We start from the raw sequence: 25,928 nt of genomic DNA, 5'->3' as shown, positions 1-25,928 counted from the left end.
GGGCCTGCGGTCGCTTGCTTCAGGGCTCCGCTGTTGTGCCGGCTGGCGTGGGCGCAACGTGCCGCCGCAGCACCAGCAGTCCAAACAGTGTGGCGGTCACGTACATGCTGAACGAATAAATCGCCGCGGGCAGGGCCAGCTGGAAGTTGTTCAGTACGGCAAGCGCGATGAAGATGGCCAGCGTGGCGTTATGAATGCCGATCTCATAGCTGATGGCGGTGGAAATCGGTTTGTCCAGCCCCGTAGCGCGTGCGACGTAATACCCCGCCAGCAAGCTCACCAGGTTAAAGGCCAGCACGGCCGGGCCGATAGCCGCAAAACCGCCGCTGAGCGCCTGCCATTCCTTGACGACCGCACCCACTGCCACGACGACCAGCACGATGATGCTGAAGACCTTGGTCGGGTTCTCGCTGCGCGCGGCCCAGCCGGGCTTTACAGTGCGCAGCCACATGCCGATGGCCACCGGCACCAGCACGATGACGATCACTTCCACCACCTTGCCGAACTGCAGCGGCACGACTTGCCCGGTTTTGGCGAAGGTGTTGATGGCCCAGTTGGCGATCACCGGCATGGTGACGATGGACAGCAGGGTGTTGATGGCCGTGAGCGAGATGTTCATGGCCACATTGCCGCCGAAAAGGTGGCTGAACAGGTTGGCCGAAATGCCGCCCGGCGAGGCCGCCAGCAGCATCAACCCCACCGCAAAGATGGGTGGCACATTGAGCAACACGATGATGGCGTAGCAGGCGATGGGCAGCACGATGACCTGCAGCACCAGCGCCACCACCACGGCCTTGGGGTACTTGAGCAGGCGCGTGAAATCTTCGACCTTGAGCGTCAGCCCCAGGCCCAGCATCACCAGCGCGAGCGCAACGATCAGCAGTTGTGCAACAAGGGGAGAGCTGCTCATGATTTGTAGCTTTCGTCGAGTTTGTCGAGCTTGCGGATGAGTGAAGGCCAGACAAATGCCCCACCCAAGCCGCCGGTCTGCACGCGCATGGCTTCGGCCACGCCCTTGACGATGAGCGGGTTCACCTGCGTGAGCTCGCCGCCGGCTTGTGCGTCGAGCTGGATGCGGCAGGTGTTTTCAAAGGTGTACATGCTGAGGAAGGCGTCGGGAATCGTTTTGCCGACGACCAGCAGGCCGTGGTTGCGCAGCATCAGGAAATTGGCGTTGCCAAGGTCGGCCTGCAGGCGCGGCTTTTCGTCCTCGCGGAAAGCCACGCCTTCGTACTCGTGGTACGCCAGCGACGCCAGCACAAAAGTGGACTGCTGGCTGATGGGCAGCACGCCGCACTTCTGCGCGCTGACGGCCACGCCGGCGCGTGTGTGGGTGTGCAGCACGCAGCCGGCGTCGGCGCGTGCCTCATGTACCGCGCTGTGGATGACAAAGCCGGCGGGGTTCACCGGGAACGGGGAGTCGATCACCTTGTTGCACTGTCCGTCGACCTTGACCAGACTCGAGGCCGTGATCTCGTCGAACATCAGGCCGTAGGGGTTGATCAGGAAGTGGTGGTTGCCGGCGCCAGAGACCGACTCGGGCAGCTTGGCGCTGATGTGGGTGAAGACCAGGTCGCTCCAGCCATAGAAGGCGACAAGGCGGTAACAGGCGGCGAGGTCGCAGCGCAACTGCCATTCTTCGGCGCTGACGACTTCTTTGAGGGAAGGGATATGCATTTGTTGTCTCCGTGGTTTGTACGAATCGACATGGGTGCTTCTTGCGGCACGAACTGCCACGATACGTGGGTGCTTGACGGGGAACTGTCAAAAATTTGACAATTGACCGCATGCCTATCGTCGCCGCGACACCTTCGCCGCTTTCCATGATGGCCCGCATGTCGGCCAACCCGTGGTTTGGCGCGCTGCCGCTGGCCAACCGGCAGGCACTGCTGGCGTCCGCCGAGGTGTTGCGCCTGCGGCCCGGCGAGATGCTGTTTCGCCAAGGCGATGCGCCGGGCGGGTTTTATGGCTTGCTGGACGGCTTGCTGAAGATTTCGTCGCTGCGGGAGGACGGACGCGAGGCGATTCTGGTGGTGCTGGAGGCGGGCAACTGGATTGGTGAGATTTCTTTGATGGACGGCGAGCCGCGCACGCATGACGCCACGGCGCAGTCGGCGGTGGAAGTGCTGGTGGTGCCGCAAACGGCTTTCGCTGCGCTGATGGAGGGCGCGCCGTTTGCACGGGCGATCGCGGGGCTGCTGGCGGCGCGCGTGCGCTCGCTCTACGGCATGGTGGAGGACGCAGCGCTACGCTCAACCCGTGCCCGCGTGGCGCGCCGCCTGCTTCTGCTGGCGCGCGGCGACGCCACGCTGGCGCCCAGGGCGCGGCCGGTGGTGCCGGTGTCGCAGGAGGCTCTGGCGATGATGCTGGGCATCAGCCGGCAAACGCTGTCCGTGGAGCTCAAGGCCATGGTGCAGCAGGGCGCCATCGCGCTGCATTACCGCTGCATTGAAATCGTATCGGCCGCGCGGCTGGAGGCCTTGGGAAATGTGTCGCGCCAGGAGCGGCTTTAACGTCAGTGCAGGCCCGGCCGTGTATCGCTTTCCAGGCGGGTCAACCAGACCATCGCACTGCCTCCGTCTGCGCCGCACATCTCGCTGGACGGCATGAGCTGGCCGCAGACGGCAGGCCTTTCGGGGCGGCCGAAGATCAGGCAGCGGTTGGCGTCGTCGAGCTGCACGCAGCGTACGCCGGCCGGCTTGCCGTTCGGCATGCCGGGAATGGCGGAGCTGATGGAGGGGGCGATGCAGCAGGCGCCGCAACCGGGTCGGCAGTTCATGGTATGGGCGCTATGAAATTTATAGCTGCTTGCGCCCGTTTTATTGGGCAAAAGCCCGATTTGATACTCAAAAAACGTGTTGAACGCGTCTTCGCGCTGTGGGCCGGGCTTGGGCAGTGGCCTGTATTGTCGTTCCTGCGTGGCCGTGGCCAGCGCATTAGTCCGGTTTGATCTTCGCGCGCGCCGCCACTTCCTTCCAGCGCGACTGCTCGGTCTTGATGAACGCGGCGTACTGCGCGGGCGTGTCACCCACGGGCAGGGCCGTGTCGCCGCGCAGGCGTTCGGTCGCCTGTGGGTTGCGCATGGCCTTGTTGCAGGCTTCGGCAATGCGGTCGATGTTGGCCTGCGGCATATTGGACGGGGCATTGAGGCCGTACCACTGCGTCATCTCAAAACCGGGGTAACCGCTTTCGGCCACGGTGGGCACATCGGGCAACTGGGGCAGGCGTTCTTTGGTGCCGGTGGCAATGCAGCGCAGCTTGCCGGACTTGATGTGGCCCAGGATGGCCGGTGCGCCCACGCTGGCGGCCTCAAGCCGGCCGGCCAGCAGGTCGGTGAGCTGCGGGCCGGTGCCGCGGTAGGGCACGTGCAGCACAAAGATGCCGGTGGCCATCTTCAGGTATTCAAACGCCAGGTGGCCGGCGCTGCCGTTGCCGGCCGAGCCGTAGTTGAGCTGGCCGGGCTTGGCCTTGGCCAGGGCGATGAACTCCTTGAGGTTGTTGGCCGGCACGCTGGCATTCACCACATACAGGCTGGGCACCTTGGCCAGCAGGGAAATCGGCTTGAAGTCCTTGTTGGTGTCGAAGGGAAGTTTGTCGAAGATGAAAGGATTCACGGCCATGGTGCCGATGTGCCCGAGGATGATGGTGTGGCCGTCGGTCGAGGAGGCGCATTCCTGCATCGCGATGTTGCCGCTGGCGCCGGGCTTGTTTTCCACAAACACGGTCTGGCCCAGGGTTTTGCTGAGCTCGTTTGCGGCCGAGCGCGCGACGATTTCAGAGCTGCCGCCGGGCGCGAACGGCACCAGCAGGCGGATGGGTTTGCTGGGCCAGCCGCTTTGGGCGTGCGCGGTGCTGAGCAGCCCCGGAAAGGCAGACACCGCAGCCAGTGCGCCACCGGCCTTGAGGCCGAACTGCAGTGCGCCGCGGCGCGTATTCAGGTGTTTCATGGGATGTCTCCGTTGTCGTTGTTGTTGGGACCAATATAGGACCGTACGTGCGCCACCTGGCTACGTGATTCCGCTAATGAGGCTAACCCTGCGCTGCGGCCGGCACCGCGGCGCTAGCTGAATGACGCATCAAACCGTTCGCGCGCAGCCTTCAGGCTTTGGTGATTTCGCTCGGCCCAGTTGTCCAGCGGGATCAGCGTTTCGCTGAGCGATTCGCCCAAGGTGCTGAGCCGGTATTCCACATGCGGCGGCACGGTCTGGTGGTCGGCGCGCAGCACCAGGCCGTTGCGCACGAGTTCCTTGAGGGTTTGCGTCAACATCTTTTGCGAGATGCCTTCGATCTTGCGCATCAACTCGTTGTTGCGCACCGGGCCGCCGGCCAGTGCGGGGATCACGAGCAAGGCCCATTTGCTGGCGACCAGCTCCAGCGCCTGACGTGATGGGCAGGCCTGGCTAAACACAGTTGAGCTGTCGGTGGAGGGGCCGGAAGAAATTGTCATGGTTACCGAAAGGTGCGTACTTGCCTATGGGTAATCGTAAACCTAAGCTGGCGGCTCTTCAATCCTTCACTCTGTTTAACCCTCTCCCAAGAAAGACCCCCAATGGCCTGGTTCTATTTACTCGCCGCAAGCATTGTCGAAATCGCAATGGCCTTGTTCCTCAAATCTTCCGAAGGCTGGACGCGCCTGTGGCCCAGTGTGCTGGGCGTGGCCGCGGCCGGCGCCAGCATTTTCTTTTTGACGCATGCCGTCAAGACACTGCCGGTGGGTACGGCCTACGCGATCTGGACGGGCATCGGCTCGGTCGGCGTCACGCTGATCGGCATTGTCTGGATGGGCGAGAGCGCCTCGCCGCTGCGCCTGCTTTGCATTGCCTTCATCGTGGCCGGGATGGTGGGACTGCGCTTGATGGATGGCGCTTGAGAGATGGCCATGCGGCTATGCCATGGTGCGGTCGTGACGCAAAAAAGAAAGAGCTAGGGCGCAGGTGGACCTGGAGGGTCCCGGCGAAAGGTGTTCGGCGTGCAGCCCAGCAGTTCGCGGAACGAGGCAATGTAGGCCGTCGGGCTTTCGAATTGCAGGATACGTGCAATTGCCTTGACGGGCGTGTTTGAGGCCAGCAGGTCGAGCGACGTGATGATGCGTGCGCGCTGCCGCCAGGCGCGAAAACTCAGGCCCGCTTCGGCCGTGAAGCGCCGGGTAAAGCTGCGTTCAGACATCGCAGCCACGGAGGCCAGCTCGTGCATTGGAAGCTGCCATTGATTCGTCTGCAGCAGCAGCATCAGAGCGCGCCGCAGTCCGTCATGGGAAGGCATAGGCAGGTGCGTCGGAAGGCTGGGCGTCTGTTGCAGCGTGTGCAGCAGCAGCGAAACCATCAGCTCCCGTGTGGGGTGGTCGAACCCGCCATCGAACAGGCCGAGCACCAGCTCCCTGATCAGCGGCGAGGCGGCCACGGCATGCACCTCATTGCGGCGCGCAAAAGATTCGCAGCGGTCGACCAGCACCGGCTGGCAATACACGGTGCGCATTTCGGTGGCCGAGATCACCTGGATGGCGTGCGGATGGTGCGGGGGTATCCACAGCGCGCGCTGCGGCGGGACGGTCCAGCGTGTGAGCGGTGTTTCGACCAGCATCACGCCGCGCGTCGCAAACACGAGCTGGCCGGCCCGATGCTGATGCCGCGGCAGCGTGCTGCCCGCCGGGTGGGTTTTCGCGAGGGTTGCCCACAAGCCGTGATTTTGGCGCTTGGGCGATGTTTGTTGGCGTTCAGGCTCCGACATGCCGTCCTATTATGAATGCCAATCGCAACCCGCCCTGCAACCCATCCTCTTTCCCATCATGCACACAGACACATTTCTTGCCCACTCAGGCCGCGAAACAGCGAGGGCCGCCCAGGCCATCAATCCGCCGTTGGTGCGTGCGTCGACGGTGGTGTTCGAGACCCTGGCCGATTACAAGCATGCGCATCACCAGACCGTGTTCGACTCACCGCGCTACGGACGGTCCGGTACATCGACAACCTTTGAGCTGCAACGCGCCATGGCGGCGTTGGCAGGTGCGCAAACCTGCCTGGCTACGGCGAGCGGGCTTTCCGCCATCGTGGCGGTTCTCAGCGCCCATGCGGGACCCGGCAAACATCTGCTGTTGAACGAGAGCGTGTATGGGCCGACGCGAACCTTCTGCGACCGGGACCTGGTGCCGATGGGCACCACCGTCGACTACTTCCCTGAAGGCGCAGACATCACGTCCTACCTGAGGGACAACACCAGCCTGGTCTATATCGAGGCGCCGGCTTCGCTGACGATGGAAATGCTGGACGTGCGCGCGGTATGCGCGGCAGCGCGCCGCCGGGGCGTGCCGGTGGCGTCGGACGCGACGTGGGGCACCCCGGTCTTTTTCGATGCGCATGCGCTCGGGGTCGATATCGCCATCCATTCAGCCACCAAATACATCAACGGGCACTCGGACCTGATGCTGGGGCTGATCACCGGCTCGCTCGACGACCTTGCCGGCATCCGGAGCTTTTGTGATCGCAGCGGGGTGCACGCGGCACCCGATGTGTGTTGGCTGGCACTGCGTGGCCTGCGTACGCTTGCGATCCGGCTGCAACGCCACCAGCAAACCGCCATGGCCATCGCCCTGTGGCTGCAACAGCAGCCGCAGGTGAAGCGCGTCATGTTTCCGGCGCTGGCATCTGACCCGGGACACGCGCTGTGGCGCGATCAGTTTTCGGGTGCGGCCGGGCCGTTCACGTTTGAACTGGTGCCGTGCAGCGAAACCTCGTTCACGGCTTTTATCGACGCTTTGCAGCTCTTCAGCCTGGGAACCAGCTGGGGTGGCTACGAGAGCCTGGTGCTGCCGGCGGTCCCCCACCACTTGCGCACCCTGAGCGTGCTGCCCGATGAAGGTCGGCTGGTGCGCTTGCACATCGGCCTGGAGCACGGAGAAGACTTGCGTGGTGATCTTGCGCAAGCGCTTGCCCGGATCTGACCACCCGGCGGCGACCGGCGGTGAAAACGGCTGGCGGCTTAGCCGTTCAGGCGCTGGCTGGCAAACAGCACCTGGTCGATCACGGCCTGCACATTTTTTAAGTGCGATTCATCGAGCAGTTGGCCCTCGGCATCAAAAGCCGCGCCGGCCCGGCCCAGGGCAAAAGCCTTGGGCGCGACCCAGCATTGCGCGTTGAGCAGCAACGGTACCAAGTGACTCTGTGAGCGCAAGCCGCCCAGGGCGCCGGGCGACGCGCTGAGCACGCCCACCACCTTGCCGGTAAAAGACTTGAAGCCTTCGTGCCAGGCCGGGTCGCTCTTGACAGGGCTGGAGACCCAGTCGATGGTGTTTTTGAGCAGGGCGGTGTAGCTGCCGTTGTATTCGGGTGAGCAGATGATCCAGGCCGGGTGCTCGAACATCAGCTGCTTGAGCTTTATGACGTCGGGCGGCGTGCCCTTGGCTTCGAGGTCTGCGTTGTACATCGGGACATCAAAATCAGCCAGCTCGATATGGGTGACTTCGGCGCCGCTGGCGCGCGCCAGGGCGGCCGCCACATGGGCGAGTTTGCGGTTGAAGGAGTTCTGACGGGTGCTGCCGGCAAAGACAAGGAGTTTGGATGGGGTGCTCATGCGGCTGATTTCACCACAGGCCGCATGGTGAAAAACTGCGTGCTGAGCGCCTTGCAGGCAGGAACCCGCTAAAATGTACAAAATATTGAAATTTGTACAAAATGCACACCATTGCCCTCAGTGAATTTCGCGCCCACGCATCCGCCATGCTTGATCTGGTGGAGCAGGGCGAAACCGTCCGAATACTCCGGCATGGCAAGCCGGTGGCTGAACTCGTGCCTTTGAAAGCCGAGGAAGATGTCGCCAAGGTACCCAGTTGGAAAATCCCTTTTGAGCCGGTCATCCTGCCGCCCGGCGTGTCGCTGTCGCAGGCGGTGCTGGATGAGCGGAATGAATCGCCATGGTGAAGCGCTTGCAGGCGGCCTATGTGGCGCAATCCGCAGGGAGCGCCTCCCGGGTGGTGGCGCGCGACGGCGAAGCCCGGCTGATGTTTGATGCTTCGGCCCTGACCAAGCGCTACGCGAGCGAAGCCGGGCGCGACCGGGTGTTGATGCTGTTCGAGACGGCCAGCGAATTGCTGGTGGCCGCCCATTGCAAGACCGAGGTGGCCTCTGCGCTGCTGAGGCGCCGGCGCGACGGCAGCCTGCCGGCGCCGGAATTCGACCGCGCCTGGGCAGCGGCGCAGCGCGACGTGGCCGACATGACGCTGGTCCCGCTGGACGCGCATGTCGAGCGTTTCGCTTTTGCCGCGATGGAGCAGGGCCCTTTGCGCGGTATGGATGCCATGCATGTAGGCAGCGCGCTGGCCAGCCGGGTGGACCTGTTTGTCACGGCGGACCGGCGACAGGCGCAGGTGGCGCGCGGCATGGGCCTGGCCACCGAGCTTATCGAGAGCTAAGAAGTTAATAGTGAGTAGCTGGTCGCAAGACCCAAAGGTTGGATATGTTTTACCCCCAAGAATTTGACGTGATCGTGGTCGGTGGCGGCCATGCCGGCACCGAGGCTGCCTTGGCTTCGGCGCGCATGGGCTGCAAGACGTTGCTGCTGTCGCACAACATCGAAACCCTGGGCCAGATGAGCTGCAACCCGTCGATCGGCGGCATCGGCAAGGGCCACCTGGTCAAGGAAGTGGACGCGCTGGGCGGTGCAATGGCGCTGGCCACCGATGAAGGCGGCATCCAGTTCCGCATCCTCAATAGCTCCAAGGGCCCGGCCGTGCGTGCCACCCGGGCGCAGGCCGACCGGATTTTGTACAAGGCGGCCATCCGCCGCAAGCTTGAGAACCAGCCCAACTTGTGGCTCTTCCAGCAGGCCGTCGACGACCTGATGGTGGAGGGCGACCGTGTGGTCGGCGCAGTCACACAGGTCGGCATCAGGTTCCGTTCGCGCACCGTGGTGCTGACGGCAGGGACTTTCCTGGACGGAAAGATCCACGTCGGGCTCAACAATTATTCGGCCGGCAGGGCGGGCGACCCACCGGCGGTGTCGCTGTCGGCACGGCTGAAAGAACTCAAATTGCCGCAAGGCCGGCTCAAGACCGGCACACCGCCGCGCATCGACGGCCGCAGCATCGACTTCAGCAAATGCACCGAGCAACCCGGTGACGGCATGCCCGGTGGTATCGAAGGCCCGGTGCCGGTGTTCAGTTTTATGGGCGGCGGCATTGCCCACCCGAAGCAAATGTCCTGCTGGATCACCCATACCAACGAGCGCACCCACGACATCATCCGCTCGGGTTTTGACCGCAGCCCCATGTTTACCGGCAAGATCGACGGTGTCGGCCCGCGCTATTGCCCCAGCGTGGAAGACAAGATCAACCGCTTCGCCGACAAGGACAGCCACCAGATTTTCCTGGAGCCCGAGGGCCTGACAACCCACGAGATCTACCCCAACGGTATCTCGACCAGCCTGCCTTTTGACATCCAGTACGAGCTGGTGCGCTCCATGGCCGGCATGGAAAACGCCCACATCCTGCGACCCGGTTACGCCATCGAATACGACTACTTTGACCCGCGCGCGCTGAAGTCGAGCTTTGAGACCCGGGCGATTGGCGGCCTGTTCTTTGCCGGCCAGATCAACGGTACGACCGGTTATGAAGAGGCGGCGGCCCAAGGCCTGTTCGCCGGCGTCAATGCCGCGTTGCGATGCCAGGGCAAGGATGCCTGGCTGCCCAAGCGCGACGAAGCCTACCTTGGCGTGCTGGTCGACGACCTGATCACCAAGGGCGTGACTGAGCCCTACCGCATGTTCACCAGCCGGGCAGAGTTCCGCCTGATGCTGCGCGAGGACAACGCCGACATGCGCCTGACCGAAAAAGGCCGGGAACTGGGCTTGGTCGACGATGTCCGTTGGGATGCTTTCAACCGCAAGCGCGACACTGTTTCACGTGAAACAGCCCGGCTTCGGGCCATTTGGGTCAATCCCAACAACCTGCCTGTGGCTGAAGCCGAGCGTGTTCTGGGCAAGTCGATTGAGCGCGAGTACAACCTGCTCGACCTGTTGCGCCGCCCGGACGTGAACTATGCCGGGCTGATGTCGCTGGAGGAGGGCAAGTACGCCAACCCCGAACTGGCAGCCGAAGCCGCAGCCAGCGACGACATGGCCAAAAGCGTGATCGAACAGATCGAAATCACCGCCAAGTATGCCGGTTACATCGACCTGCAAAAGACCGAAGTCGAGCGGGCCGCGCATTACGAAAACCTGAAACTCCCGGCCGACCTGGACTACCTACAGGTATCCGCCCTGAGCTTTGAGGCGCGCCAGACCTTGGCCAAGCACAGGCCCGAAACGTTGGGAATGGCTTCGCGCATCTCGGGCATCACACCGGCGACCGTGTCTTTGCTGCTGGTGCACCTGAAAAAGAATCTCTGGAAAAACACGGTTCCGCTTCAGGCAACCGGGGCTTCCACCGAAAAAGCCCAAGCCTGATGCGGGCCGGTGAACAGGATTTGCGCGCTGGCCTGAAGGCGCTGCAGCTGGACTTGGGCGACGCCCAAGTCGGCCAACTGCTGGATTACCAGGACCTGATTGGCAAATGGACCAAGGTTTACAACCTGACGGCGGTGCGCGACCCCGCGGAAATGATGACCCACCACCTGCTGGACAGCCTGGCTGCGGTACTGCCGCTGCGCCGCCATCTGCAAAAAGCCGGGCTGACGCAAGGCGCCCGGCTACTGGACGTAGGTTCCGGCGCCGGCCTTCCGGGTGTGGTCATCGCCATCTGCTGCCCGGAAGTGGCGGTCACCTGCGTGGACACGGTGGCCAAAAAAGCAGCCTTTATCAAACAGGCGGCGCTGGCGCTCAAGCTGCCCAACCTCTCGGGGTTGCACGCCCGGGTCGAAACCATCACCACGCCGTTTGAGGTGATCTGCTCGCGGGCTTTCGCTTCACTGACCGATTTCACCAATTGGTCCGTCGACGCGCTGGCGCCCCAAGGCGCCTGGATGGCCATGAAAGGCAAACACCCCGCCGACGAAATTGCCGTCCTGCCCGACAAGGCCGAGGTGTTTCACGTGGAACAACTGCACGTTCCGGGGCTGGATGCCGAGCGCTGCATTGTCTGGATTCGGGTGAAGCCTGACGCCTGACCGGGTCGGAAGCGGTGAGTCGGGGTTTGATTTCACCCTCGCGCGTTGTTCGGGCACAAAAAGAAAGCGCCACAGACACCGAATCGGGTCTGATTGGCCTTCTTTGGCATTTCGATGGCGTACCCCTGTCGTAAACTCAGTTTCTCTTCTTTTTCTCTACTTTCTGGAGAACCTCCATGTTGGGCTCATTCGTCGGCATTGCCGATTACGGTGCTTTTGTCGTTGCCATCATTGTCTTTTTGCTGATTCCCGGCCCCGGGAACCTGGCGCTGATCACCTCCACTAGCAAAGGCGGCATTGCCGGCGGCATGGGTGCGACCTTTGGCGTGATCGCCGGCGACCAGGTTTTGCTCTGGGCGGCAGTGGCTGGCGTATCGGCCATCATGGCGGCCTACCCGACGGCTTTCCATATCGTCCAGTGGGTCGGCGCGATTTACCTGGCCTGGCTGGGCATCAAGATGTTGATGGCCAAACCCGGCGACGCGCCGATTCTGCAGATCAAGCCGCGCCACTACTTCCGCCAGGCGCTGTTGATCACCCTGCTCAATCCCAAGGCGATTGTTTTTTACATGGCCTTCTTCCCGCTGTTTGTCGATCCGGCCCAGCACCAGGGCCTGAAAACCTTTGCGGTGATGGCCGCCACGATTGCCGGGCTGACCTTTCTGTACGGCCTGACCTCGGTGATGATTACCTACCACCTGGCCGAGCGCATACGCGCCAACCCGAAAATCACGGCGGTCCTGAACAAGCTGGCCGGTGTTTTCCTGATCGGCTTCGGCTTGAAGCTGGCTGTCTCGAAGTAACTCCACAACAACAACTAGAAGAAGCTGATGGCAAAAATATTCTGTGTAGCCAACCAAAAGGGTGGGGTAGGGAAGACGACAACGACGGTGAATCTGGCTGCGGGCCTGGCCAAAGTCGGCCAGCGTGTGCTGATGATTGACCTGGATCCGCAGGGCAATGCCACCATGGGGTCGGGCGTCGACAAACGCAAACTGGAAATGACGGTCTACGACGTGCTGCTCGAATCCGCCTCGGTGGCCGAGGCGCGCGTGCACAGCGAGAAGTGCGGCTACGACGTGCTGGGCGCAAACCGCGAGCTGGCCGGTGCCGAGGTCGAGCTGGTCGATGTCGAGCGTCGCGAAAAACGCCTCAAACTTGCCTTGGCCGAAGTCGACAGCAACTATGACTTCGTGCTGATCGACTGCCCGCCCTCGCTCAGCATGCTGACCCTGAACGGCCTGTGCTGCGCGCACGGCGTGATCGTGCCCATGCAGTGCGAGTACTTTGCGCTCGAAGGCCTGACCGACCTGGTGAACACCATCAAGCAGGTGCACGCCAACCTCAATAAGGACTTGCAGATCATCGGCCTCCTGCGCGTGATGTTCGACCCGCGCATCACGCTGCAGCAGCAGGTGAGCGACCAGCTCAAGGAGCACTTCGCCGACAAGGTGTTCAATACTGTGATTCCGCGCAATGTGCGTCTGGCTGAGGCGCCCAGCTACGGCCTGCCCGGCGTGGTGTTCGACCCGGCTTCCAGGGGCGCGCAGGCGTTCATCACGTTTGCCGAAGAAATGGTGGATCGCATCAAGGCGATGTGACTGCAGAAGCCTTTTTAACAAGTAAATGTGCCTGTAGCCCAATAGAAACGGGCGCAAGCAGCTATTAAAATCATAGCAAGCCGATTGTTCTTTCCATGAAACCCGACAACGTCCTCATTCTTCCCGGCTGGAAAAGCAGCGGCCCTGGCCACTGGCAAACGCTGTGGGAAGAGGCCGACGGCTACACCCGCGTGGAGCAGCACAGCTGGATGCATCCGCTGCGGGGCGACTGGACAGCGCGGCTGGAAGATGTACTGCTGTCCTGCGATGAACCCGCGGTGCTGGTGGCGCACAGCCTCGGCTGCATGCTGGTGGCGGCCTGGGCCGGGCACTCAAAAAATATTCACCGCGTCAAAGCCGCGCTGCTGGTGGCTCCGCCCGACGTCGACCGCGAAGATGTGCGCGAGATGCTACCCAGCTGGGCGCCGGTGCCGCTGGACAAACTGCCGTTTGAGAGCGTGGTCTTTGCCAGCAGCGACGACCCCTTCTGTGCAATGGGCCGTGCGCGGGAATTCGCCGCGGCCTGGGGCTCCACCTTCGTGGACGCCGGCCCACGCGGCCACCTCAATGCGGAAAGCGGACTTGGTGATTGGCCTGAAGCCTATTTGCGTTTGCTGCAGCTCAAGGAGCTGACCTCCCCGGCCATTGCCCCTTCACCGAAGATGACCCCCCAGCCATGAGATGTCTTTCCCACGATGGACGGCGCTCGCCATGGTTGCGAATCGCACCGGTATTTGTGGTGGTGCTGGCTTCAGTGACGAGCCCTGCGCTGCGGGCCGAGCCCGACGAAGCCGCACTCAACAAGGCCAACGCTTACCCCATCGGTAGCCTCAGCACCTGGTACATCGAACCTTACCGCGTGGGTTCCTGGTCGGCGCTTGACAAGGTGCCTGGCCTGCAGGCACGTACCGTTGCGCGCGCGGCTCAGGCCAGTCCGCTGCCGCGCGCGGCAACGCCTGCGCCGCTGGCGTATCGCTACAAGGGCGCCGGTTACGCGCTGACCGACTACCTCGACCGCCAGCGCACCACCGGTTTGATCGTGTTGAAAAACGGCGAGATCATCGCCGAGCACTATCGCTACGGCCGCAAGGACGACGCGCGCTTTTTATCGTTTTCCATGGCCAAGAGCGTGACGTCGCTGCTCATCGGCAAGGCGGCCTCGATGGGGCTGATCGCATCGCTTGACGATCCCGCCGAAAAATACGCCAAAGACCTTGCGGGCAGCCCCTACGGCGCGACCACGGTTCGCCAGCTGTTGCGCATGAGTTCAGGTCTCACCTTCACCGAGCGCTACGACGGCAAAGACGACATCTCACGTTTCTCGCGCGCTGCTGCGGGTGCGCCCGGAAGCGACAAGCCGGTCGACGTGCTGCGCTCCATCACCGGCCGTCATTCGCCCGCCGGTGAAAAATTTGTCTACGCCAGCGCCGAGACCGATGTGCTGGGTCGGGTCCTGGCCGGCGCCACGGGCAAGAACCTGGCCGTGCTCACGACCGAATGGCTGTGGCAACCGATGGGCGCCGAACACGATGCGTTCTGGCGCATCTCAGTCGACGGGCAGGAGCAAGCCTACGGCGCCTTCAACGCCAGTCTGCGCGACTGGGCCCGCCTGGGCCAGCTGCTGGCCAACGACGGCCGCGCCATCGACAAGGCCACCGGCAAGCCGGGTGCGGTGCAGGTCGTGCCGCTCGACTACCTCCTCGACGCGACAGACCCCGCGCGCCAGCCGCCGGCCTTCCGCCCGCGCACTGCCACCGCCTATTTTGGGTATGGCTACCAGTTCTGGCTGATGCCCTTCAGGGCACGAACGTTTGCCATGCAGGGCATCCACGGCCAGACCGTGTACGTGCAGCCTTCCACCGGCGTGGTGATGGTGCTCACCTCGGTCTGGGAGCACGCCAGCGGCAAACAGAACGTACAACCTTATGAAGAGCGCGACGCCCTCTGGCGCGGCGTGCTGCAGTCGCTGGGCGGCGATCTTTCGCCCCAGCTTGCAACAACGAATCTGACGAATTGAAAGAAAGACAAAACCATGGTCACCAAAAAACCCAAGGGCTTAGGCCGCGGACTCGAAGCACTGCTCGGCCCCAAGGTTAGCGAAACCGCCACCGATGCGGAAAACGCCAGCAGCACGGCCAACAGCCCGGGCCTGCCGGCATCGCTTCGCCTTGAAGACATGGTCGCCGGCCAGTACCAGCCGCGCACACGCATGGATGAAGGCGCGCTTTATGAGCTGGCCGAGTCCATCAAGGTGCAGGGCATCATGCAGCCCATCCTGGTACGTCGCCTGACCTCGGGCAGCAACGACGGCAAGTACGAAATCATCGCCGGCGAACGGCGCTTTCGCGCAGCGAAACTGGCCGGTCTGGACAGCGTGCCGGTGCTGGTGCGCGACGTGCCCGACGAGTCCGCCGCCGCGATGTCGCTGATTGAAAACATCCAGCGTGAAGACCTGAATCCGCTGGAAGAGGCCCACGGCCTGCAGCGCCTGGTCAAGGAATTCGGCCTCACGCATGAGCTGGCCGCGCAGGCCGTGGGCCGCTCGCGCAGCGCAGCTTCGAACCTGCTGCGGTTGCTGAACCTGGCCGACCCTGTGCAGACCATGCTGATGGCTGGCGACCTGGACATGGGCCATGCGCGCGCCTTGCTGGGCCTGGACCGCGCAACGCAAATCACCGCGGCCAACCAGATCGCAGCCAAAAAAATGTCGGTGCGCGAAACGGAAAACCTGGTCAAAAAACTCAGCGCCGAATTTTCGCTGAAGCCGCAAAAAGCCACCAAGGAAAAATCACGCGACACCCGCCGCGTTGAAGAAGAACTGGCCGACCTGCTGATGGCCGATGTCGAAGTGCGCGTCAAGAAGCAGGTCAAGCGCAACGGACGTCGCGAAGACATGGGCGAAGTGGCGATCCAGTTCTCGTCGATGGATGAACTCAACGGCCTGATCGAACGGCTGCGCGGCGGCAAGTAGCAGAGGGGGCGCTTCGCCCCACTGCCTTCACAGCGCCCGGAACTGTCCTACGGAAAATTGCGCTTGTGCCGCGGGCGGGCCCTTGCCTGCGGCGCCGACCATAGCGGCATGCAGCCGCAATGCTCACTATGGAAATCCTGAACCTGCTCCAGTGGCCCGCCATGGCGGTCACAGTGACGGCCGCCTGGCTGGTGGGGTCCAATAGCAAACGCAAACGCCATTGGGGGTTCTGGGTTTACCTGCTGAGCAATCTGCTATGGGTGGCCTGGGGCTGGCACGCCCAAGCCTATGCCTTGATCGCGCTGCAGTTCTGCCTGGCTGCCATGAACATTCGCGGAGCCCGCAAAACTGACACGGGCGACAAGGGAGCTTTGTAAGAAGTGTTCAGGACAGTGAAAAAATCTTGCCCGGATTCATGATGTTCTTTGGGTCGAGCGCGCGCTTGATGGTGCGCATCATGCCGACTGCGCCATCACCGGCTTCCGTGACCAGGAAGTCCATCTTGTGCAGACCCACACCGTGCTCGCCGGTGCAGGTGCCTTCGAGTGCCAGCGCGCGGCTCACCAGCTTGTGGTTCAGGGCCTCGGCGATCTCACGCTCCTTCGGGATCGTTGGGTCGATCAGATAGCCAAAGTGGAAGTTGCCGTCACCGACATGGCCGACGAGGAAGTAGGGGATGCCGCTGGCATCGACTTCTGCCACGGACTCCAGCAGGCAATCGGCCAGGCGCGAAATCGGCACGCAGGTGTCGGTAGAGATCGCGCGGCAGCCGGGGCGCGACTGGATGGCCGCAAAGTAGGCGTTGTGCCGTGCTGTCCAGAGGCGCGTGCGCTCTTCCGGCGTGCTGGCCCATTCAAAGGCATTGCCGCCGTGGCCGCTGGCAAGCTCCTGCACCAGCTCGGCCTGCTCTTTCACGCTGGCGGGGGAACCGTGGAACTCCATCAGCAGCATGGGTTCTTCGCGCAACGTGAGTTTTGAATGCGCGTTGACCATGCGCACGGTGTTGTGGTCGATGAGCTCCACCCGCGCAATGGGAACTCCCAGCTGGATGATCTCGATGGTGGTGCGCACGGCTGCTTCGATGCTCGGAAAAGAGCACACGGCGGCGGAGATGGCTTCGGGCAGCGGGTACAGCCTGACGGTGACTTCAGTGATCACGCCCAGCGTGCCTTCGCTCCCGACCATGAGGCGCGTCAGGTCGTAGCCTGCCGATGATTTCTTGGCGCGTGTGCCGGTGCGAATGACGCTGCCGTCGGCGGTGACGACTTCCAGCGCCAGCACGTTCTCGCGCATGGTGCCGTAGCGCACGGCATTCGTGCCGCTGGCGCGCGTGGCGCTCATGCCGCCCAGGGTCGCATCGGCGCCCGGGTCTATCGGGAAAAAGAGGCCGGTGCTTTTGACTTCTTCATTGAGTTGCTTGCGTGTGACGCCGGCCTGTACCGTCACCGTGAGGTCTTCGGCGTTGACAGCCAGCACTTTGTTCATGCGGCTCACGTCGATGCTGATGCCGCCCTGCACGGCCAGCAGGTGGCCTTCGAGCGAGGTGCCTACACCGAAGGGAATCACCGGCACGTTGAATTCGCTGGCCAGTTTGACCGCATCGGCCACGTCGGCCGTGCTTTCGGCGAACACCACGGCGGAAGGTGGAGGTGCCGCAAACGAGGACTCGTCGCGGCCATGTTGCTCGCGGACCACCAGGGCGGTGGAGCAGCGCTCGGAGAAGCGCGCTTTCAGCGCATCAATCAGTGCCGCAGGTGTTTCGCGCTGGCAGATTTCGGGAAGCAGGTGTTGCGGCAGGGGGGCGTTCATCGTGTCTCCGGGTCGGTGGCACAGTTTACGACTTGTCGGTCGTTCCTGCCAGCAAGACCCGGGGCAAGCCCCCCGGGATCACGGATCAGGAAGAACTTGCCGCCTTGACGAGCTCAGCCAGCGAGATATAGGTGTCACGGTTGGTGTCGATCTGCTCGAAGCGCTGCGCCACGGCCGGGAAGTGCTCGGCTTCCTGGCGGTCCAGCTTGCCGTCCCGGTTGGCGTCGGCCCGATTGAAGGCTGCCTCGATGTCCTTGCTCGTGACCCGGTTTTGCGGAACGGCATCCGGGGCGCCAGTGCCGGTGGAACCCGAAGGCGCCATCTGTGCGGGCGGGCTGTTGGGGCTGGCGGGCGAGGGCGGGTTGGCTTGCGCCCGCACGGCGCCGGCAGCGCCCACGGCCAGTGCGGCCACCAGGAGCACGCTGCGCAGCTCGAAGCTGGGAATAGAATGTTTTGGACGTTGTGCTGCTATCGTGTGCATGGTCATGCGAGGAGTCTTTCAAAGAGTGGACAAGCCGCCATTGCAACCCAGCCTGCCTCCTGCGGCCAGCGGTTTTGCAGGGTGTTTCCTCACTCACATGATGGCGTACGACGACACATTTCCTTGCCTGGCGTAACGCTCCGGGTTTCATGCACTTTTCACCGCGCTTCATCGCGCCTTCGCATCATGGCCAACAGACTCTCACAGATCGCCACCCGTACTGGCGATAACGGCACGACGGGCCTGGGCGACAACACGCGTGTGTCCAAAGACAGCTTGCGTGTGCATGCCATGGGCGATGTCGATGAACTGAATTCGCACATCGGCCTGTTGTTATGCGAAGAGCTACCGCCGGGCGTGCGTGAGTTACTCGTCGAGGTGCAGCACCAGTTGTTCAACCTTGGCGGCGAGCTGTCGATTCCCGGCTTCGAGCTGCTCAAGCCCGAGGCAGTGGCGTTGCTTGACGGCGCACTTGCCGAGCACAACGCGAACCTGCCGCGCCTGGCTGAATTCATCTTGCCGGCGGGGTCGCGTGCGGCGTCACTCGCACATGTATGCCGCACTGTCGCGCGACGTGCTGAGCGAGCCGTGGTGGCGCTGGGTGCCGCCGAGCCGGTCAATGAATCGCCGCGCCACTACCTTAACCGCCTGAGCGATCTGCTTTTTGTTCTGTCGCGCGTGCTCAACCGTATGAACGGCGGCGACGATGTCTACTGGAAGAGCGAGCGCATGGCGAAGGCTGCCGAGGCGAAATAAGCTGCAAGCGTCACGCCGCGCTCCCTGCGAGAGCGCTAAAACATCTATAAATCCCGGGCGCTCCGGCAAACAATGGCCTGGATGGATCCGCTTTCACTTCGATGCTTTCGCCGCCCGGATCCCTAAGCCTTTGTCAGCATGCGCTTGGGCAGCCAGCGGGAGAAGGCGGGCAACAGTGCATTGATGCGCCGCACGGCTTCTTCCTGGCAGAACTGGCGGGCGACCAGCTGGAATATTTCCCCGCGCAGCAGCCACAGCTGCTGCGCGGTGTGCGCATCGTCGATGCGCCAGCGCATGCGCTCGCACATCGGCCCTTCGCATCGCTGCAGCGCATCGTGGAGCTGAAGGCGCAGCGGATCCAGTTGTTGCCTGGTGGCTTCCGCTGTGCTCTCTTGCAGCCAGCTGTGCAGCGACTTTTTCCACGCCATGGCGGCTCCCTTCTGGATTCCAATTCCCGAGCGGCAGAGGTGGCCCGCCGTCAGCGCACGAAGCGGCCTTCGAGATCCACGATGGAGAGGTCCGCGAACTCCAGGCCCGTGTGGTCATCGCTGCTGAAGCTCACCTCCAGCCCGCCCAGGTCGAAGCGCTTCATGCCTTCCAGGGCCGCCTGCAGTGTCTCTCGCGTGGGGTTCTTGCCCGCGCGCTTCAAGCCTTCCACCAGCACTTTGGCGGCGGCATAGCCTTCCAGGATGGCGGGCGACAGCGCCATGCCTTTGGCTTTGGCAAGCTCCATGGCTTCCTGCACCATCGTGAAGGCATAGGAGCGCTCGGAGGGGTAGACCTGCGTGACGATGACGCCGCGCGAGTGTTCTCCCAGCGCTTTGACGAAGCCCGCCGAAGCGTTGTTGGACAAAGTGACTACGCGCACGGCTGACTTGGTGGCCCGCAATGCCCGCACGCCTTCGGCCACGGCGTTGCTTGACCCGATCCACAGCACGGCCTGGGCGTCGCTTGTCGCGATCGGTGGCACAAGCTGGCTGTAATCGGGCTTGCTGCGGTCTGCCTTCAGGACCGTTGTGGGTTTCAGCTTGACCTGTGCGAAGCCTTTGTTGGCGCCCTCCAGGCCGTCACGGCCAAAGGAGTCGTCCGCATGCACGAGGGCAATGCGCTGGATTCCCAGTGTGTGCAGGTGCTCGATGGCTTTCTGGGCCTCGCGTTGGTAGGTGGCGCGTACATTGAAGACGTAACGGTGCACCGGCTGATGCAGGACCATTGCACCGGTAGAAGGACCCACCAGCGGCATGCGGTGGGCCTGCAGCACGGGCAACACCGCTTCGGTGGGAGGCGTGCCACGCGTGAGGAACAAGGCGATGGCGCCGCGGTCGGCCAGCTTGAGTGCGTTCTCGCTCGCAAGCTTTGGGTCGAACTTGTCGTCCAGCGACACCAGTTCCAGTTTCTGACCTGCGATCCCTCCCCGGGCGTTCACCGCGTCCAGCCACAGGCGCGCACCATCCGTGTTCTCCTTGACCCCCGCAGCCACCGGACCGGTGAACCCGGCTGTCTGGCCGATCATGATCTGCGCGTGGCCTGCACCGCATAAAACAGCTGCCAGCAGCGCTGTGGCACATCGTCTTACATTACCTGTGTCCATTTGTTACCTTTCGACCTGGTTCTGGCGAACAATACGGACGAGGCACCATAAGATCAAATACGATTCAAGCCATGTCTTGAGATAAAAAAAGTATGGAGCTGGATTCCATCGATACGGCCAGATGTGGCTTGCAGCAAGGCTTTGCCGGGGAAGTCCTCTCGACAGGACCTGAAAGTCGTACTGGGAACAGGCCTTGAAAGCGCGCCAGATCAATCCGGCGCACGGGAAATATCTGGCGCGGGGAAATTGTTGCTATTAGTAACATTGCTGGCTGAGCGCAGCCATCAAGGGTCGACCCGGCCGTTACCTAGGCTGCAGCATCGCCATGGTAATGCGCGAAACACAGGTCAGCTCGCCCGCGTCATTGGTGAGGTCGATCTGCCACACCTGTGTGCTGCGGCCTATATGCACCGGCCGCGTGATCCCCGTGACCCAGCCGCCTGTCGTGCCCTTGAGGTGGTTGGCGTTGATGTCCAGCCCCACGGCGCGATGTCCCTCGGGCGCTGCATAGGCCGCGCCGCAGGACCCAAGGGTCTCCGCCAGCACCACCGATACGCCGCCGTGCAGCAAGCCATATGGCTGGCGCGTGCGTTCGTCGACCGGCACGCGTGCGCGGATGAAATCGTCGCCGACCTCCAGAAACTCGATGCCCAGGTGGGTGACCGCGCTGTCGGCGTTGTGGTGCGTAAGCAGTTCGACGGAGATGGGCTGTTTCCAGATGCGCATGACGGTTCCATGGAAGTGACACCCATCACTATAAGGTTGCGGACTACAGCAGGTGAGGACCTTGTCGCGTGTACTGCTGCGTTGGCCGAACGTAAGCTCGCAGCATGAGCATGAGAAACACAGACCCACCGGATCCACTGGACCGATGACACGTGCGCGCAAATGGCTGGTGGGGCTGGGCGTTGTTGCACTGATTCTCTGTGCGCTATGGGTCGCTGTGCTTCGGCTGGTGCCGCCTGATGATGAACTGGCGCAGCGCGCTTCCGCAGAGCTGGAGGCCCAGCTGGGCGTCAAGGTGCGTGTGGGTGCGTTGCACTGGCGTTTGTTTCCTTCGCCCGCCCTGGTGATCGAAGACGTCTCCACCCATCAGCCCCAGCCGATCCAGATCACAAAACTCACTGCTTACCCGGATATCTTCGCGCTATGGCAGCGCCGCATCAAGATAGACCGCGCCGACCTGGAAGGCGCGGTGGTTCCCCAGCTGTCGCTCCGCGGGCTGGGGAAAGATCGCGAAAAGGAAGAGACGGCCGGTGACGAGTTGCCGCTGGCCCGTTTTGTATTTCGCGATTTGACCTGGATCTCACGCCGCGGCATTCCCGTGGTCTATGAGGGCGAGGTCGATTTCGATCCCGCCTGGCGCCCACGCAAAGCCGAACTGCGGCGGCCCGGTGTTTCGCCTGCCGCCAGCCTGGTACTCACACGCCAGGGCCCAGAAGACCGCTGGGCCACACGCATCCAGGTGGGTGGTGGCACGGCGCACGGTGAGGTCCGGCTTGAGTTTCGCGCCAAGGGCCGCATGCATCTGGAAGGCAAGCTCCAGCCGCGCGGCATCGAAGTCGAAAGCGCGCTGGGTGCGTTCAACCGCCGCTCTGTCGTCGCCGGCCGGTTCTCCGGCGAAACCACGCTCTCGGCCAATGGCGATACGGTGGCCGAACTGGCACAGTCACTGCACACCAAAACACCCTTCACCGTGGGCAAGTCCACGCTCCTGCGTTTTGACCTGGACAAAGCCGTTCGCACGGCTGGCAAGGAACACGCGGGGCAGACCCCGCTGGACGCCATCACGGGCCAGCTCGACACGCAGAACACCCCCGAGGGCATGGTGGTGACCTACACCGATCTCAAGGCCACGTCCGGGGCGCTCACCGCAACAGGCCAGATCCAGGTCGCCAAACGGCAGATCGAGGGCGAGTTTGCTGTTGACCTGGTGGACGGCATTGTGGGTGTCCCCCTCACGGTCAGCGGCCCGCTCGACAACGTCAAATTTTCGGTACCGGGCGGCGCCATTGCGGGTGCCGTGGTGGGCACTGCCGTACTGCCGGGCGTTGGCACGGCCATAGGCGCCCGGATCGGCGCCACGCTGGGCAAAATTTTCAGTCCTGGCCCGGCCCAGCCGGCCAGCGCGGCACGGCCCCCGGCAAAGTCACAAAGCCCTGCGAAAGCACGTTGAGGCGGTCAGAGGGCGCTATGCGTAGAATCGTTCTTGAACCTGCAGATACATACGGACGGGCATGGTTTGCAAGCCCTTGCTTTTCCGTGAGATTCCTTGCGGCCGTGGTTCCACATCATTAACAAGGCCATTGACATGCCCCAGCAGCCTCCCGTCGTTTTAGTGCCAGCATCCACGCCGCTGAGACGGGCGCTTGACCAGAATGAGGCCGTCCAGGACACCGTGGAGCAGTCGGCTGCCGACCTGCTGGTGATCAACACCGTGCTGAAACAGGAAATCCCCGAGCACGTGCAAACCGGCGATGTGGCGCAAGCCCTCCAGAAAACCGACGAGCTGGAAACCCGTATCCAGGAATCCGCCGATGACCTCGCGCAGGTCAATGAAACCCTGGAGCAGGAAATCGACGAGCGTGCTGACCTCGAACGTGAGCTCGCCCGGACAAAAGCAGCCCTCGCCAAGGCCACCGGCCAACCCCCCGCCAAGTAAACCGCCTGCTACACCAGCGGTGTGCCGGGCCTGTCCTGGCAAATGTCACAGCCGAACGGCCTGTGTCATCGATTTGTCAGGGTTTCTACCTAGAATCATTTACACCTAAATGATTTCCCCCATTCCTGCGCGCCATCGCGCAGGTTGGCAGATCGTTTTACCCCTGCAAGGCCGCACGGCCTTGTTCTTTCCGGCCTTTACGGCCACCCCCCAATCTGGAGATTCGCGATGTTTCGCCGCCGCTTCCTTTCGTTCGCCCCTCAATTGGCCGCCTTCGCCGCCGCCCCCGCTTTCATCCGCAATGCCAACGCCCAGGAAGGCCTGACCGCCAAGGCCATCACCATCGGCAGCACGGGCGCGACCACAGGTCCGCTGGCGGGCGTGGGCGCCGAACTCAAGGTGGGTGTGGATGCCGCCATGCGCGAGATCAACGCCAAGGGCGGCGTCAACGGCCGCATGCTGCAGTTCCAGATGCTGGACGATGGCTACGTGCCGCAGCGCAGTGCCGACAACGTCAAGAAGATGATCGGTGACGGCAGCATTTTTGCGCTGATGTCCTGCGTCGGTACACCCAACAACACCGCCATCGTGCCGCTGATTGAAGAATCCAACCTGCCTTATGTCGGACCGCGTTCGGGCGCATCTTCGCTGCGCAAGCCGGGCATGCGCAACGTATTCCATGTGCGTGCCAGCTTTACCGACGAAACCCAGCGCCTGGTCCAGCGGATCGTGAACATGGGCATCAAGGATCTGTCCGTCGTCTACCTGGACAACAGCTACGGCAAGGAAGTGCTGGCCGACGTGAACCGCGCCCTGCAGGCTGAAGGCGCGAAACCAGCGGCGCAGGCGGCACTGGCCATCGACGGAAAGAACCTCAATGACGTCGTCAACCAGGTCGTCGCGGGCAAGCCCGGCGCCGTGCTGCTGGGCACGGCCGGCTCGGTTTCCGTCAGCCTGATCACTGCGCTGAAGAAGGCATCGCCGATGCTGCCGGTGGCGGGCCTGAGCGTCACGCTGGCAGGCGACGGCATCAAGGCGCTGGGCGCGGCCGGTTCCGGCCTGGCGCTGACCATGGTGTTCCCGGACCCGTACCGCGCCAAGCTGGAGGTGGTGCGTGAATACCAGGCCGCCATGCGCGCCACCGGCCAGCAGGAGTTCTCGCTCGGCAGCCTGGAGAGCTACATCAACACCCATGTGATGGCCGAGGGCCTGGAGCGCGCCGGCCGTGATGTGACGCGCGCCAAGCTGCGCACCGCGCTGGCCGGCCTGCAGAAGTTTGACCTTGGCGGTTTCACCGTCGACTACGCCGCACCGCCTTTCGCGGGGTCGAAATTTGTGGACCTAGGCGTGTTGGGCTCCAATGGGCGCTTTCTGGGCTGATGCGATGAGGCCTGGCCGGCACTGTGGATGCCGGCGCAGCCAAAAAGCCCCGGTTGTTTGGTCAACTGGGGCTTTTTTTGCATAAAAACGGCGTTCAGCCCAGGTGGAATCTGCGCGAGCAGCTATCAAATTAATAGCAACTATTGGGCGTTGCCGGGCAACTAAGGGTCAGGGCTTGCGGTTGAGCAATGCGTAGAGCAGGATGGCGCCGAAGGTTGCGGTGCCGATGCCACCCAGCGCAAACTGGCCGAACTTCAACGTGAAGTCACCCGTGCCCAGCACCAGCGTGATGGCTGCGACGATCAGGTTCCGGTTGTCCGAAAAGTCCACCTTGTTGTCGACCCAGATCTTCGCCCCGGCCACGGCGATCAGGCCGAACACCACGATGCTCACGCCGCCCATCACCGGCAGCGGGATGGCCTGGATCAGCGCGCCGAACTTGGGGCTGAAGCCCAGCACCACGGCGATCAGTGCCGCCACCACAAAGACTGCGGTGGAATAAATCTTGGTTGCCGCCATCACGCCGATGTTCTCGGCGTAAGTCGTCACGCCGGTACCGCCCGCGCTGCCAGAGACGATGGTCGCCACACCGTCGCCGATGAAGGCGCGGCCCATGTAGACGTCCAAGTTCTTGCCGGTCATGGCCGTCACTGCCTTGATGTGGCCGAGGTTTTCCGCCACCAGGATGATGGCGACGGGCGCGATCAGCAGCATGGCGTTGGCGCTGAACACCGGCGCCGTGAAGCCCGGCATGCCAACCCATGCCGCACTGGCAATGCCCGACAGGTCCATCGGCTTGCCAAGGCCAAGGCCATTGGTCAGCACCGCATAAATCACGCTCGCCACGATCAGGCCGACCAGGATCAGCAGCCGCTGCACCATGCCCCGCGTCATCACGGCCACCAGCGCGACGCTCACAAACGTCACCACCTGCATCCACGAGTCAAAGTTGCCGGCCGCCATGTTCTTGACGGGAATGCTGGCCAGGTTCAGGCCGATCACCGCCACCACGGCGCCTGTGACCACCGGCGGCATGAAACGCTCTATCCAGCCGGTGCCCACAGCCTGCACGATGAAGCCGATCAGCGTGTAGACCACACCGCAGGCAATGATGCCGCCCAGTGCCACGCCCAGATTGGCATTCGGCCCCTTGCCCGCATACGCCGTGGCAGCGATCACCACTCCGATGAAGGCAAAACTCGAACCCAGGTAGCTCGGCACCTTGCCGCCGGTGACGACAAAAAAGATCAGCGTGCCGATGCCGCTCATCAGGATGGCGATGTTGGGGTCAAACCCCATGAGGATGGGCGCCAGTACCGTGGCGCCGAACATCGCGATCACGTGTTGCACGCCCATCACCGCGGTTTGCGGCCACGGCAGGCGTTCGTCGGGCGCGATGACGCCGCCCTGCTGCAATACCGCGCTGCTTTTTTCTGTCCAGTCCAGCATTCCCATCGTCTCTCTCCTCGTTGTAAAAGTGAGGCAATGCTAGGGGGAATGGGCCTCTTGCACAAGCCGGGCGGGCGCTCCCGTGTATCCCGAGCCCGGTATCCAGCGTGATGCAGGTAGTGTTTCGCGGCTGTT

General features: G+C 63.0%; 30 protein-coding genes. 17 read left to right on the top strand and 13 right to left on the bottom strand.

Annotated elements, in window-relative coordinates; all coding sequences use genetic code 11:
* Positions 1 to 19: 19 nt before the first annotated feature.
* Complete coding sequence (locus tag ACQ4MS_RS09120) at positions 20 to 910, bottom strand: bile acid:sodium symporter family protein (RefSeq protein WP_431099134.1); 891 nt, start codon at positions 908 to 910, stop codon at positions 20 to 22.
* A complete protein-coding gene (locus ACQ4MS_RS09115; protein ID WP_431099133.1) occupies positions 907 to 1,677 on the bottom strand; it encodes a class II aldolase/adducin family protein in 771 nt (256 codons plus the stop codon). The genes ACQ4MS_RS09120 and ACQ4MS_RS09115 overlap by 4 nt, the downstream gene beginning before the upstream one ends.
* 110 nt (positions 1,678 to 1,787) lie before the next feature.
* Here ACQ4MS_RS09115 and ACQ4MS_RS09110 point away from each other — a divergent pair, with 110 nt between their 5' ends.
* Positions 1,788 to 2,513, top strand: a complete 726-nt coding sequence (locus ACQ4MS_RS09110) for a Crp/Fnr family transcriptional regulator (RefSeq protein ID WP_431099132.1) — start codon at positions 1,788 to 1,790, stop codon at positions 2,511 to 2,513.
* A 2-nt stretch (positions 2,514 to 2,515) separates the two neighbouring features.
* Here ACQ4MS_RS09110 and ACQ4MS_RS09105 read toward each other — a convergent pair whose 3' ends face one another.
* The 3 genes from ACQ4MS_RS09105 to ACQ4MS_RS09095 form a co-directional block, all read right to left on the bottom strand.
* Positions 2,516 to 2,779 (bottom strand): YkgJ family cysteine cluster protein, encoded by a 264-nt coding sequence (locus ACQ4MS_RS09105; protein ID WP_431099131.1) that lies wholly within the window; start codon positions 2,777 to 2,779, stop codon positions 2,516 to 2,518.
* Positions 2,780 to 2,936: 157 nt separating this feature from the next.
* Complete coding sequence (locus ACQ4MS_RS09100; RefSeq protein ID WP_431099130.1) at positions 2,937 to 3,947, bottom strand: Bug family tripartite tricarboxylate transporter substrate binding protein; 1,011 nt, start codon at positions 3,945 to 3,947, stop codon at positions 2,937 to 2,939.
* A 113-nt stretch (positions 3,948 to 4,060) separates the two neighbouring features.
* Entirely contained in the window at positions 4,061 to 4,447 is a 387-nt protein-coding gene (locus ACQ4MS_RS09095; protein WP_431099129.1) for a winged helix-turn-helix transcriptional regulator, read from the bottom strand.
* Positions 4,448 to 4,549: 102 nt separating this feature from the next.
* On the opposite strand from ACQ4MS_RS09095, the gene ACQ4MS_RS09090 reads away from it, so the two are divergent.
* Complete coding sequence (locus ACQ4MS_RS09090) at positions 4,550 to 4,870, top strand: DMT family transporter (RefSeq protein WP_431099128.1); 321 nt, start codon at positions 4,550 to 4,552, stop codon at positions 4,868 to 4,870.
* Between the two features lie 53 nt (positions 4,871 to 4,923).
* On the opposite strand, the gene ACQ4MS_RS09085 is transcribed toward ACQ4MS_RS09090, so the two are convergent.
* The gene (locus ACQ4MS_RS09085) at positions 4,924 to 5,676 is read right to left on the bottom strand and encodes an AraC family transcriptional regulator (RefSeq protein WP_431099127.1); all 753 of its coding nucleotides are present in this window, start codon (positions 5,674 to 5,676) and stop codon (positions 4,924 to 4,926) included.
* A 109-nt stretch (positions 5,677 to 5,785) separates the two neighbouring features.
* Here ACQ4MS_RS09085 and metC point away from each other — a divergent pair, with 109 nt between their 5' ends.
* Positions 5,786 to 6,937, top strand: a complete 1,152-nt coding sequence (gene metC / locus ACQ4MS_RS09080) for a cystathionine beta-lyase (protein ID WP_431099126.1) — start codon at positions 5,786 to 5,788, stop codon at positions 6,935 to 6,937.
* 38 nt (positions 6,938 to 6,975) lie between these two features.
* On the opposite strand, the gene ACQ4MS_RS09075 is transcribed toward metC, so the two are convergent.
* Entirely contained in the window at positions 6,976 to 7,566 is a 591-nt protein-coding gene (locus ACQ4MS_RS09075; RefSeq protein ID WP_431099125.1) for an NADPH-dependent FMN reductase, read from the bottom strand.
* Between the two features lie 101 nt (positions 7,567 to 7,667).
* Here ACQ4MS_RS09075 and ACQ4MS_RS09070 point away from each other — a divergent pair, with 101 nt between their 5' ends.
* From ACQ4MS_RS09070 to ACQ4MS_RS09025, 10 genes are all read left to right on the top strand, one after another.
* Positions 7,668 to 7,913 (top strand): type II toxin-antitoxin system Phd/YefM family antitoxin, encoded by a 246-nt coding sequence (locus ACQ4MS_RS09070; protein ID WP_431099124.1) that lies wholly within the window; start codon positions 7,668 to 7,670, stop codon positions 7,911 to 7,913.
* On the top strand, positions 7,907 to 8,404 hold the full coding sequence (locus ACQ4MS_RS09065) for a type II toxin-antitoxin system VapC family toxin (protein WP_431099123.1): 498 nt from the start codon (positions 7,907 to 7,909) through the stop codon (positions 8,402 to 8,404). The genes ACQ4MS_RS09070 and ACQ4MS_RS09065 overlap by 7 nt, the downstream gene beginning before the upstream one ends.
* Positions 8,405 to 8,448: 44 nt before the next feature.
* Positions 8,449 to 10,434: a tRNA uridine-5-carboxymethylaminomethyl(34) synthesis enzyme MnmG gene (gene mnmG, locus ACQ4MS_RS09060; RefSeq protein WP_431099122.1), complete on the top strand. Its 1,986-nt coding sequence runs from the start codon at positions 8,449 to 8,451 to the stop codon at positions 10,432 to 10,434.
* Positions 10,434 to 11,093, top strand: a complete 660-nt coding sequence (rsmG, locus tag ACQ4MS_RS09055; protein ID WP_431099121.1) for a 16S rRNA (guanine(527)-N(7))-methyltransferase RsmG — start codon at positions 10,434 to 10,436, stop codon at positions 11,091 to 11,093. The genes mnmG and rsmG overlap by 1 nt, the downstream gene beginning before the upstream one ends.
* A 176-nt stretch (positions 11,094 to 11,269) precedes the next feature.
* Positions 11,270 to 11,896, top strand: coding sequence for a LysE family transporter (locus ACQ4MS_RS09050; RefSeq protein ID WP_431099120.1), 627 nt, complete (start codon positions 11,270 to 11,272; stop codon positions 11,894 to 11,896).
* Between the two features lie 27 nt (positions 11,897 to 11,923).
* On the top strand, positions 11,924 to 12,694 hold the full coding sequence (locus ACQ4MS_RS09045; protein ID WP_431099119.1) for a ParA family protein: 771 nt from the start codon (positions 11,924 to 11,926) through the stop codon (positions 12,692 to 12,694).
* 95 nt (positions 12,695 to 12,789) lie between these two features.
* Complete coding sequence (locus ACQ4MS_RS09040; protein ID WP_431099118.1) at positions 12,790 to 13,374, top strand: RBBP9/YdeN family alpha/beta hydrolase; 585 nt, start codon at positions 12,790 to 12,792, stop codon at positions 13,372 to 13,374.
* Positions 13,371 to 14,711, top strand: coding sequence for a serine hydrolase domain-containing protein (locus tag ACQ4MS_RS09035; RefSeq protein WP_431099117.1), 1,341 nt, complete (start codon positions 13,371 to 13,373; stop codon positions 14,709 to 14,711). Before ACQ4MS_RS09040 ends, ACQ4MS_RS09035 begins: the two co-directional genes overlap by 4 nt.
* Before the next feature lie 15 nt (positions 14,712 to 14,726).
* Positions 14,727 to 15,665, top strand: a complete 939-nt coding sequence (locus ACQ4MS_RS09030; protein ID WP_431099116.1) for a ParB/RepB/Spo0J family partition protein — start codon at positions 14,727 to 14,729, stop codon at positions 15,663 to 15,665.
* A 119-nt stretch (positions 15,666 to 15,784) separates the two neighbouring features.
* Complete coding sequence (locus ACQ4MS_RS09025) at positions 15,785 to 16,042, top strand: hypothetical protein (RefSeq protein ID WP_431099115.1); 258 nt, start codon at positions 15,785 to 15,787, stop codon at positions 16,040 to 16,042.
* Between the two features lie 7 nt (positions 16,043 to 16,049).
* On the opposite strand, the gene ACQ4MS_RS09020 is transcribed toward ACQ4MS_RS09025, so the two are convergent.
* The gene (locus tag ACQ4MS_RS09020) at positions 16,050 to 17,474 is read right to left on the bottom strand and encodes an FAD-binding oxidoreductase (RefSeq protein WP_431099114.1); all 1,425 of its coding nucleotides are present in this window, start codon (positions 17,472 to 17,474) and stop codon (positions 16,050 to 16,052) included.
* Between the two features lie 85 nt (positions 17,475 to 17,559).
* Positions 17,560 to 17,961, bottom strand: a complete 402-nt coding sequence (locus ACQ4MS_RS09015; protein WP_431099113.1) for an EF-hand domain-containing protein — start codon at positions 17,959 to 17,961, stop codon at positions 17,560 to 17,562.
* A gap of 180 nt (positions 17,962 to 18,141) precedes the next feature.
* On the opposite strand from ACQ4MS_RS09015, the gene ACQ4MS_RS09010 reads away from it, so the two are divergent.
* Complete coding sequence (locus ACQ4MS_RS09010; protein WP_431099112.1) at positions 18,142 to 18,711, top strand: cob(I)yrinic acid a,c-diamide adenosyltransferase; 570 nt, start codon at positions 18,142 to 18,144, stop codon at positions 18,709 to 18,711.
* A 122-nt stretch (positions 18,712 to 18,833) separates the two neighbouring features.
* Here the strand turns inward: ACQ4MS_RS09010 and ACQ4MS_RS09005 are convergent, their stop codons facing one another.
* The 3 genes from ACQ4MS_RS09005 to ACQ4MS_RS08995 form a co-directional block, all read right to left on the bottom strand.
* Entirely contained in the window at positions 18,834 to 19,139 is a 306-nt protein-coding gene (locus tag ACQ4MS_RS09005; protein ID WP_431099111.1) for a hypothetical protein, read from the bottom strand.
* 50 nt (positions 19,140 to 19,189) lie between these two features.
* On the bottom strand, positions 19,190 to 20,224 hold the full coding sequence (locus ACQ4MS_RS09000; RefSeq protein ID WP_431099110.1) for an ABC transporter substrate-binding protein: 1,035 nt from the start codon (positions 20,222 to 20,224) through the stop codon (positions 19,190 to 19,192).
* Positions 20,225 to 20,605: 381 nt separating this feature from the next.
* The gene (locus ACQ4MS_RS08995) at positions 20,606 to 21,028 is read right to left on the bottom strand and encodes a hotdog fold thioesterase (protein ID WP_431099109.1); all 423 of its coding nucleotides are present in this window, start codon (positions 21,026 to 21,028) and stop codon (positions 20,606 to 20,608) included.
* Between the two features lie 145 nt (positions 21,029 to 21,173).
* Here ACQ4MS_RS08995 and ACQ4MS_RS08990 point away from each other — a divergent pair, with 145 nt between their 5' ends.
* The 3 genes from ACQ4MS_RS08990 to ACQ4MS_RS08980 all read left to right on the top strand — a co-directional run bounded on the left by ACQ4MS_RS08990 (position 21,174) and on the right by ACQ4MS_RS08980 (position 24,344).
* On the top strand, positions 21,174 to 22,478 hold the full coding sequence (locus ACQ4MS_RS08990; RefSeq protein WP_431099108.1) for a hypothetical protein: 1,305 nt from the start codon (positions 21,174 to 21,176) through the stop codon (positions 22,476 to 22,478).
* A 135-nt stretch (positions 22,479 to 22,613) separates the two neighbouring features.
* Entirely contained in the window at positions 22,614 to 22,964 is a 351-nt protein-coding gene (locus ACQ4MS_RS08985) for a hypothetical protein (RefSeq protein WP_431099107.1), read from the top strand.
* A 228-nt stretch (positions 22,965 to 23,192) separates the two neighbouring features.
* Complete coding sequence (locus ACQ4MS_RS08980) at positions 23,193 to 24,344, top strand: ABC transporter substrate-binding protein (RefSeq protein WP_431099106.1); 1,152 nt, start codon at positions 23,193 to 23,195, stop codon at positions 24,342 to 24,344.
* 168 nt (positions 24,345 to 24,512) lie between these two features.
* Here ACQ4MS_RS08980 and ACQ4MS_RS08975 read toward each other — a convergent pair whose 3' ends face one another.
* The gene (locus ACQ4MS_RS08975) at positions 24,513 to 25,799 is read right to left on the bottom strand and encodes a solute carrier family 23 protein (protein ID WP_431099105.1); all 1,287 of its coding nucleotides are present in this window, start codon (positions 25,797 to 25,799) and stop codon (positions 24,513 to 24,515) included.
* Between the last annotated feature and the right edge of the window lie 129 nt (positions 25,800 to 25,928).

The sequence above is a fragment of the Polaromonas aquatica genome (assembly GCF_050626995.1).
GTDB lineage: Bacteria > Pseudomonadota > Gammaproteobacteria > Burkholderiales > Burkholderiaceae_C > Polaromonas > Polaromonas aquatica_A.
Note: the sequence above shows the minus strand (reverse complement) of the source record. Positions and strands in the feature narration are given on the sequence as shown.

Coding starts and splice junctions, on each gene's coding strand:
- ACQ4MS_RS09120 (WP_431099134.1), bottom strand. CDS start 910: ATGAGCAGCTCTCCCCTTGTTGCACAACTGCTGATCGTTGCGCTCGCG.
- ACQ4MS_RS09115 (WP_431099133.1), bottom strand. CDS start 1,677: ATGCATATCCCTTCCCTCAAAGAAGTCGTCAGCGCCGAAGAATGGCAG.
- ACQ4MS_RS09110 (WP_431099132.1), top strand. CDS start 1,788: ATGCCTATCGTCGCCGCGACACCTTCGCCGCTTTCCATGATGGCCCGC.
- ACQ4MS_RS09105 (WP_431099131.1), bottom strand. CDS start 2,779: ATGAACTGCCGACCCGGTTGCGGCGCCTGCTGCATCGCCCCCTCCATC.
- ACQ4MS_RS09100 (WP_431099130.1), bottom strand. CDS start 3,947: ATGAAACACCTGAATACGCGCCGCGGCGCACTGCAGTTCGGCCTCAAG.
- ACQ4MS_RS09095 (WP_431099129.1), bottom strand. CDS start 4,447: ATGACAATTTCTTCCGGCCCCTCCACCGACAGCTCAACTGTGTTTAGC.
- ACQ4MS_RS09090 (WP_431099128.1), top strand. CDS start 4,550: ATGGCCTGGTTCTATTTACTCGCCGCAAGCATTGTCGAAATCGCAATG.
- metC (WP_431099126.1), top strand. CDS start 5,786: ATGCACACAGACACATTTCTTGCCCACTCAGGCCGCGAAACAGCGAGG.
- ACQ4MS_RS09075 (WP_431099125.1), bottom strand. CDS start 7,566: ATGAGCACCCCATCCAAACTCCTTGTCTTTGCCGGCAGCACCCGTCAG.
- ACQ4MS_RS09070 (WP_431099124.1), top strand. CDS start 7,668: ATGCACACCATTGCCCTCAGTGAATTTCGCGCCCACGCATCCGCCATG.
- ACQ4MS_RS09065 (WP_431099123.1), top strand. CDS start 7,907: ATGGTGAAGCGCTTGCAGGCGGCCTATGTGGCGCAATCCGCAGGGAGC.
- mnmG (WP_431099122.1), top strand. CDS start 8,449: ATGTTTTACCCCCAAGAATTTGACGTGATCGTGGTCGGTGGCGGCCAT.
- rsmG (WP_431099121.1), top strand. CDS start 10,434: ATGCGGGCCGGTGAACAGGATTTGCGCGCTGGCCTGAAGGCGCTGCAG.
- ACQ4MS_RS09050 (WP_431099120.1), top strand. CDS start 11,270: ATGTTGGGCTCATTCGTCGGCATTGCCGATTACGGTGCTTTTGTCGTT.
- ACQ4MS_RS09045 (WP_431099119.1), top strand. CDS start 11,924: ATGGCAAAAATATTCTGTGTAGCCAACCAAAAGGGTGGGGTAGGGAAG.
- ACQ4MS_RS09040 (WP_431099118.1), top strand. CDS start 12,790: ATGAAACCCGACAACGTCCTCATTCTTCCCGGCTGGAAAAGCAGCGGC.
- ACQ4MS_RS09035 (WP_431099117.1), top strand. CDS start 13,371: ATGAGATGTCTTTCCCACGATGGACGGCGCTCGCCATGGTTGCGAATC.
- ACQ4MS_RS09030 (WP_431099116.1), top strand. CDS start 14,727: ATGGTCACCAAAAAACCCAAGGGCTTAGGCCGCGGACTCGAAGCACTG.
- ACQ4MS_RS09025 (WP_431099115.1), top strand. CDS start 15,785: ATGCTCACTATGGAAATCCTGAACCTGCTCCAGTGGCCCGCCATGGCG.
- ACQ4MS_RS09020 (WP_431099114.1), bottom strand. CDS start 17,474: ATGAACGCCCCCCTGCCGCAACACCTGCTTCCCGAAATCTGCCAGCGC.
- ACQ4MS_RS09015 (WP_431099113.1), bottom strand. CDS start 17,961: ATGACCATGCACACGATAGCAGCACAACGTCCAAAACATTCTATTCCC.
- ACQ4MS_RS09010 (WP_431099112.1), top strand. CDS start 18,142: ATGGCCAACAGACTCTCACAGATCGCCACCCGTACTGGCGATAACGGC.
- ACQ4MS_RS09005 (WP_431099111.1), bottom strand. CDS start 19,139: ATGGCGTGGAAAAAGTCGCTGCACAGCTGGCTGCAAGAGAGCACAGCG.
- ACQ4MS_RS09000 (WP_431099110.1), bottom strand. CDS start 20,224: ATGATCGGCCAGACAGCCGGGTTCACCGGTCCGGTGGCTGCGGGGGTC.
- ACQ4MS_RS08995 (WP_431099109.1), bottom strand. CDS start 21,028: ATGCGCATCTGGAAACAGCCCATCTCCGTCGAACTGCTTACGCACCAC.
- ACQ4MS_RS08990 (WP_431099108.1), top strand. CDS start 21,174: ATGACACGTGCGCGCAAATGGCTGGTGGGGCTGGGCGTTGTTGCACTG.
- ACQ4MS_RS08985 (WP_431099107.1), top strand. CDS start 22,614: ATGCCCCAGCAGCCTCCCGTCGTTTTAGTGCCAGCATCCACGCCGCTG.
- ACQ4MS_RS08980 (WP_431099106.1), top strand. CDS start 23,193: ATGTTTCGCCGCCGCTTCCTTTCGTTCGCCCCTCAATTGGCCGCCTTC.
- ACQ4MS_RS08975 (WP_431099105.1), bottom strand. CDS start 25,799: ATGGGAATGCTGGACTGGACAGAAAAAAGCAGCGCGGTATTGCAGCAG.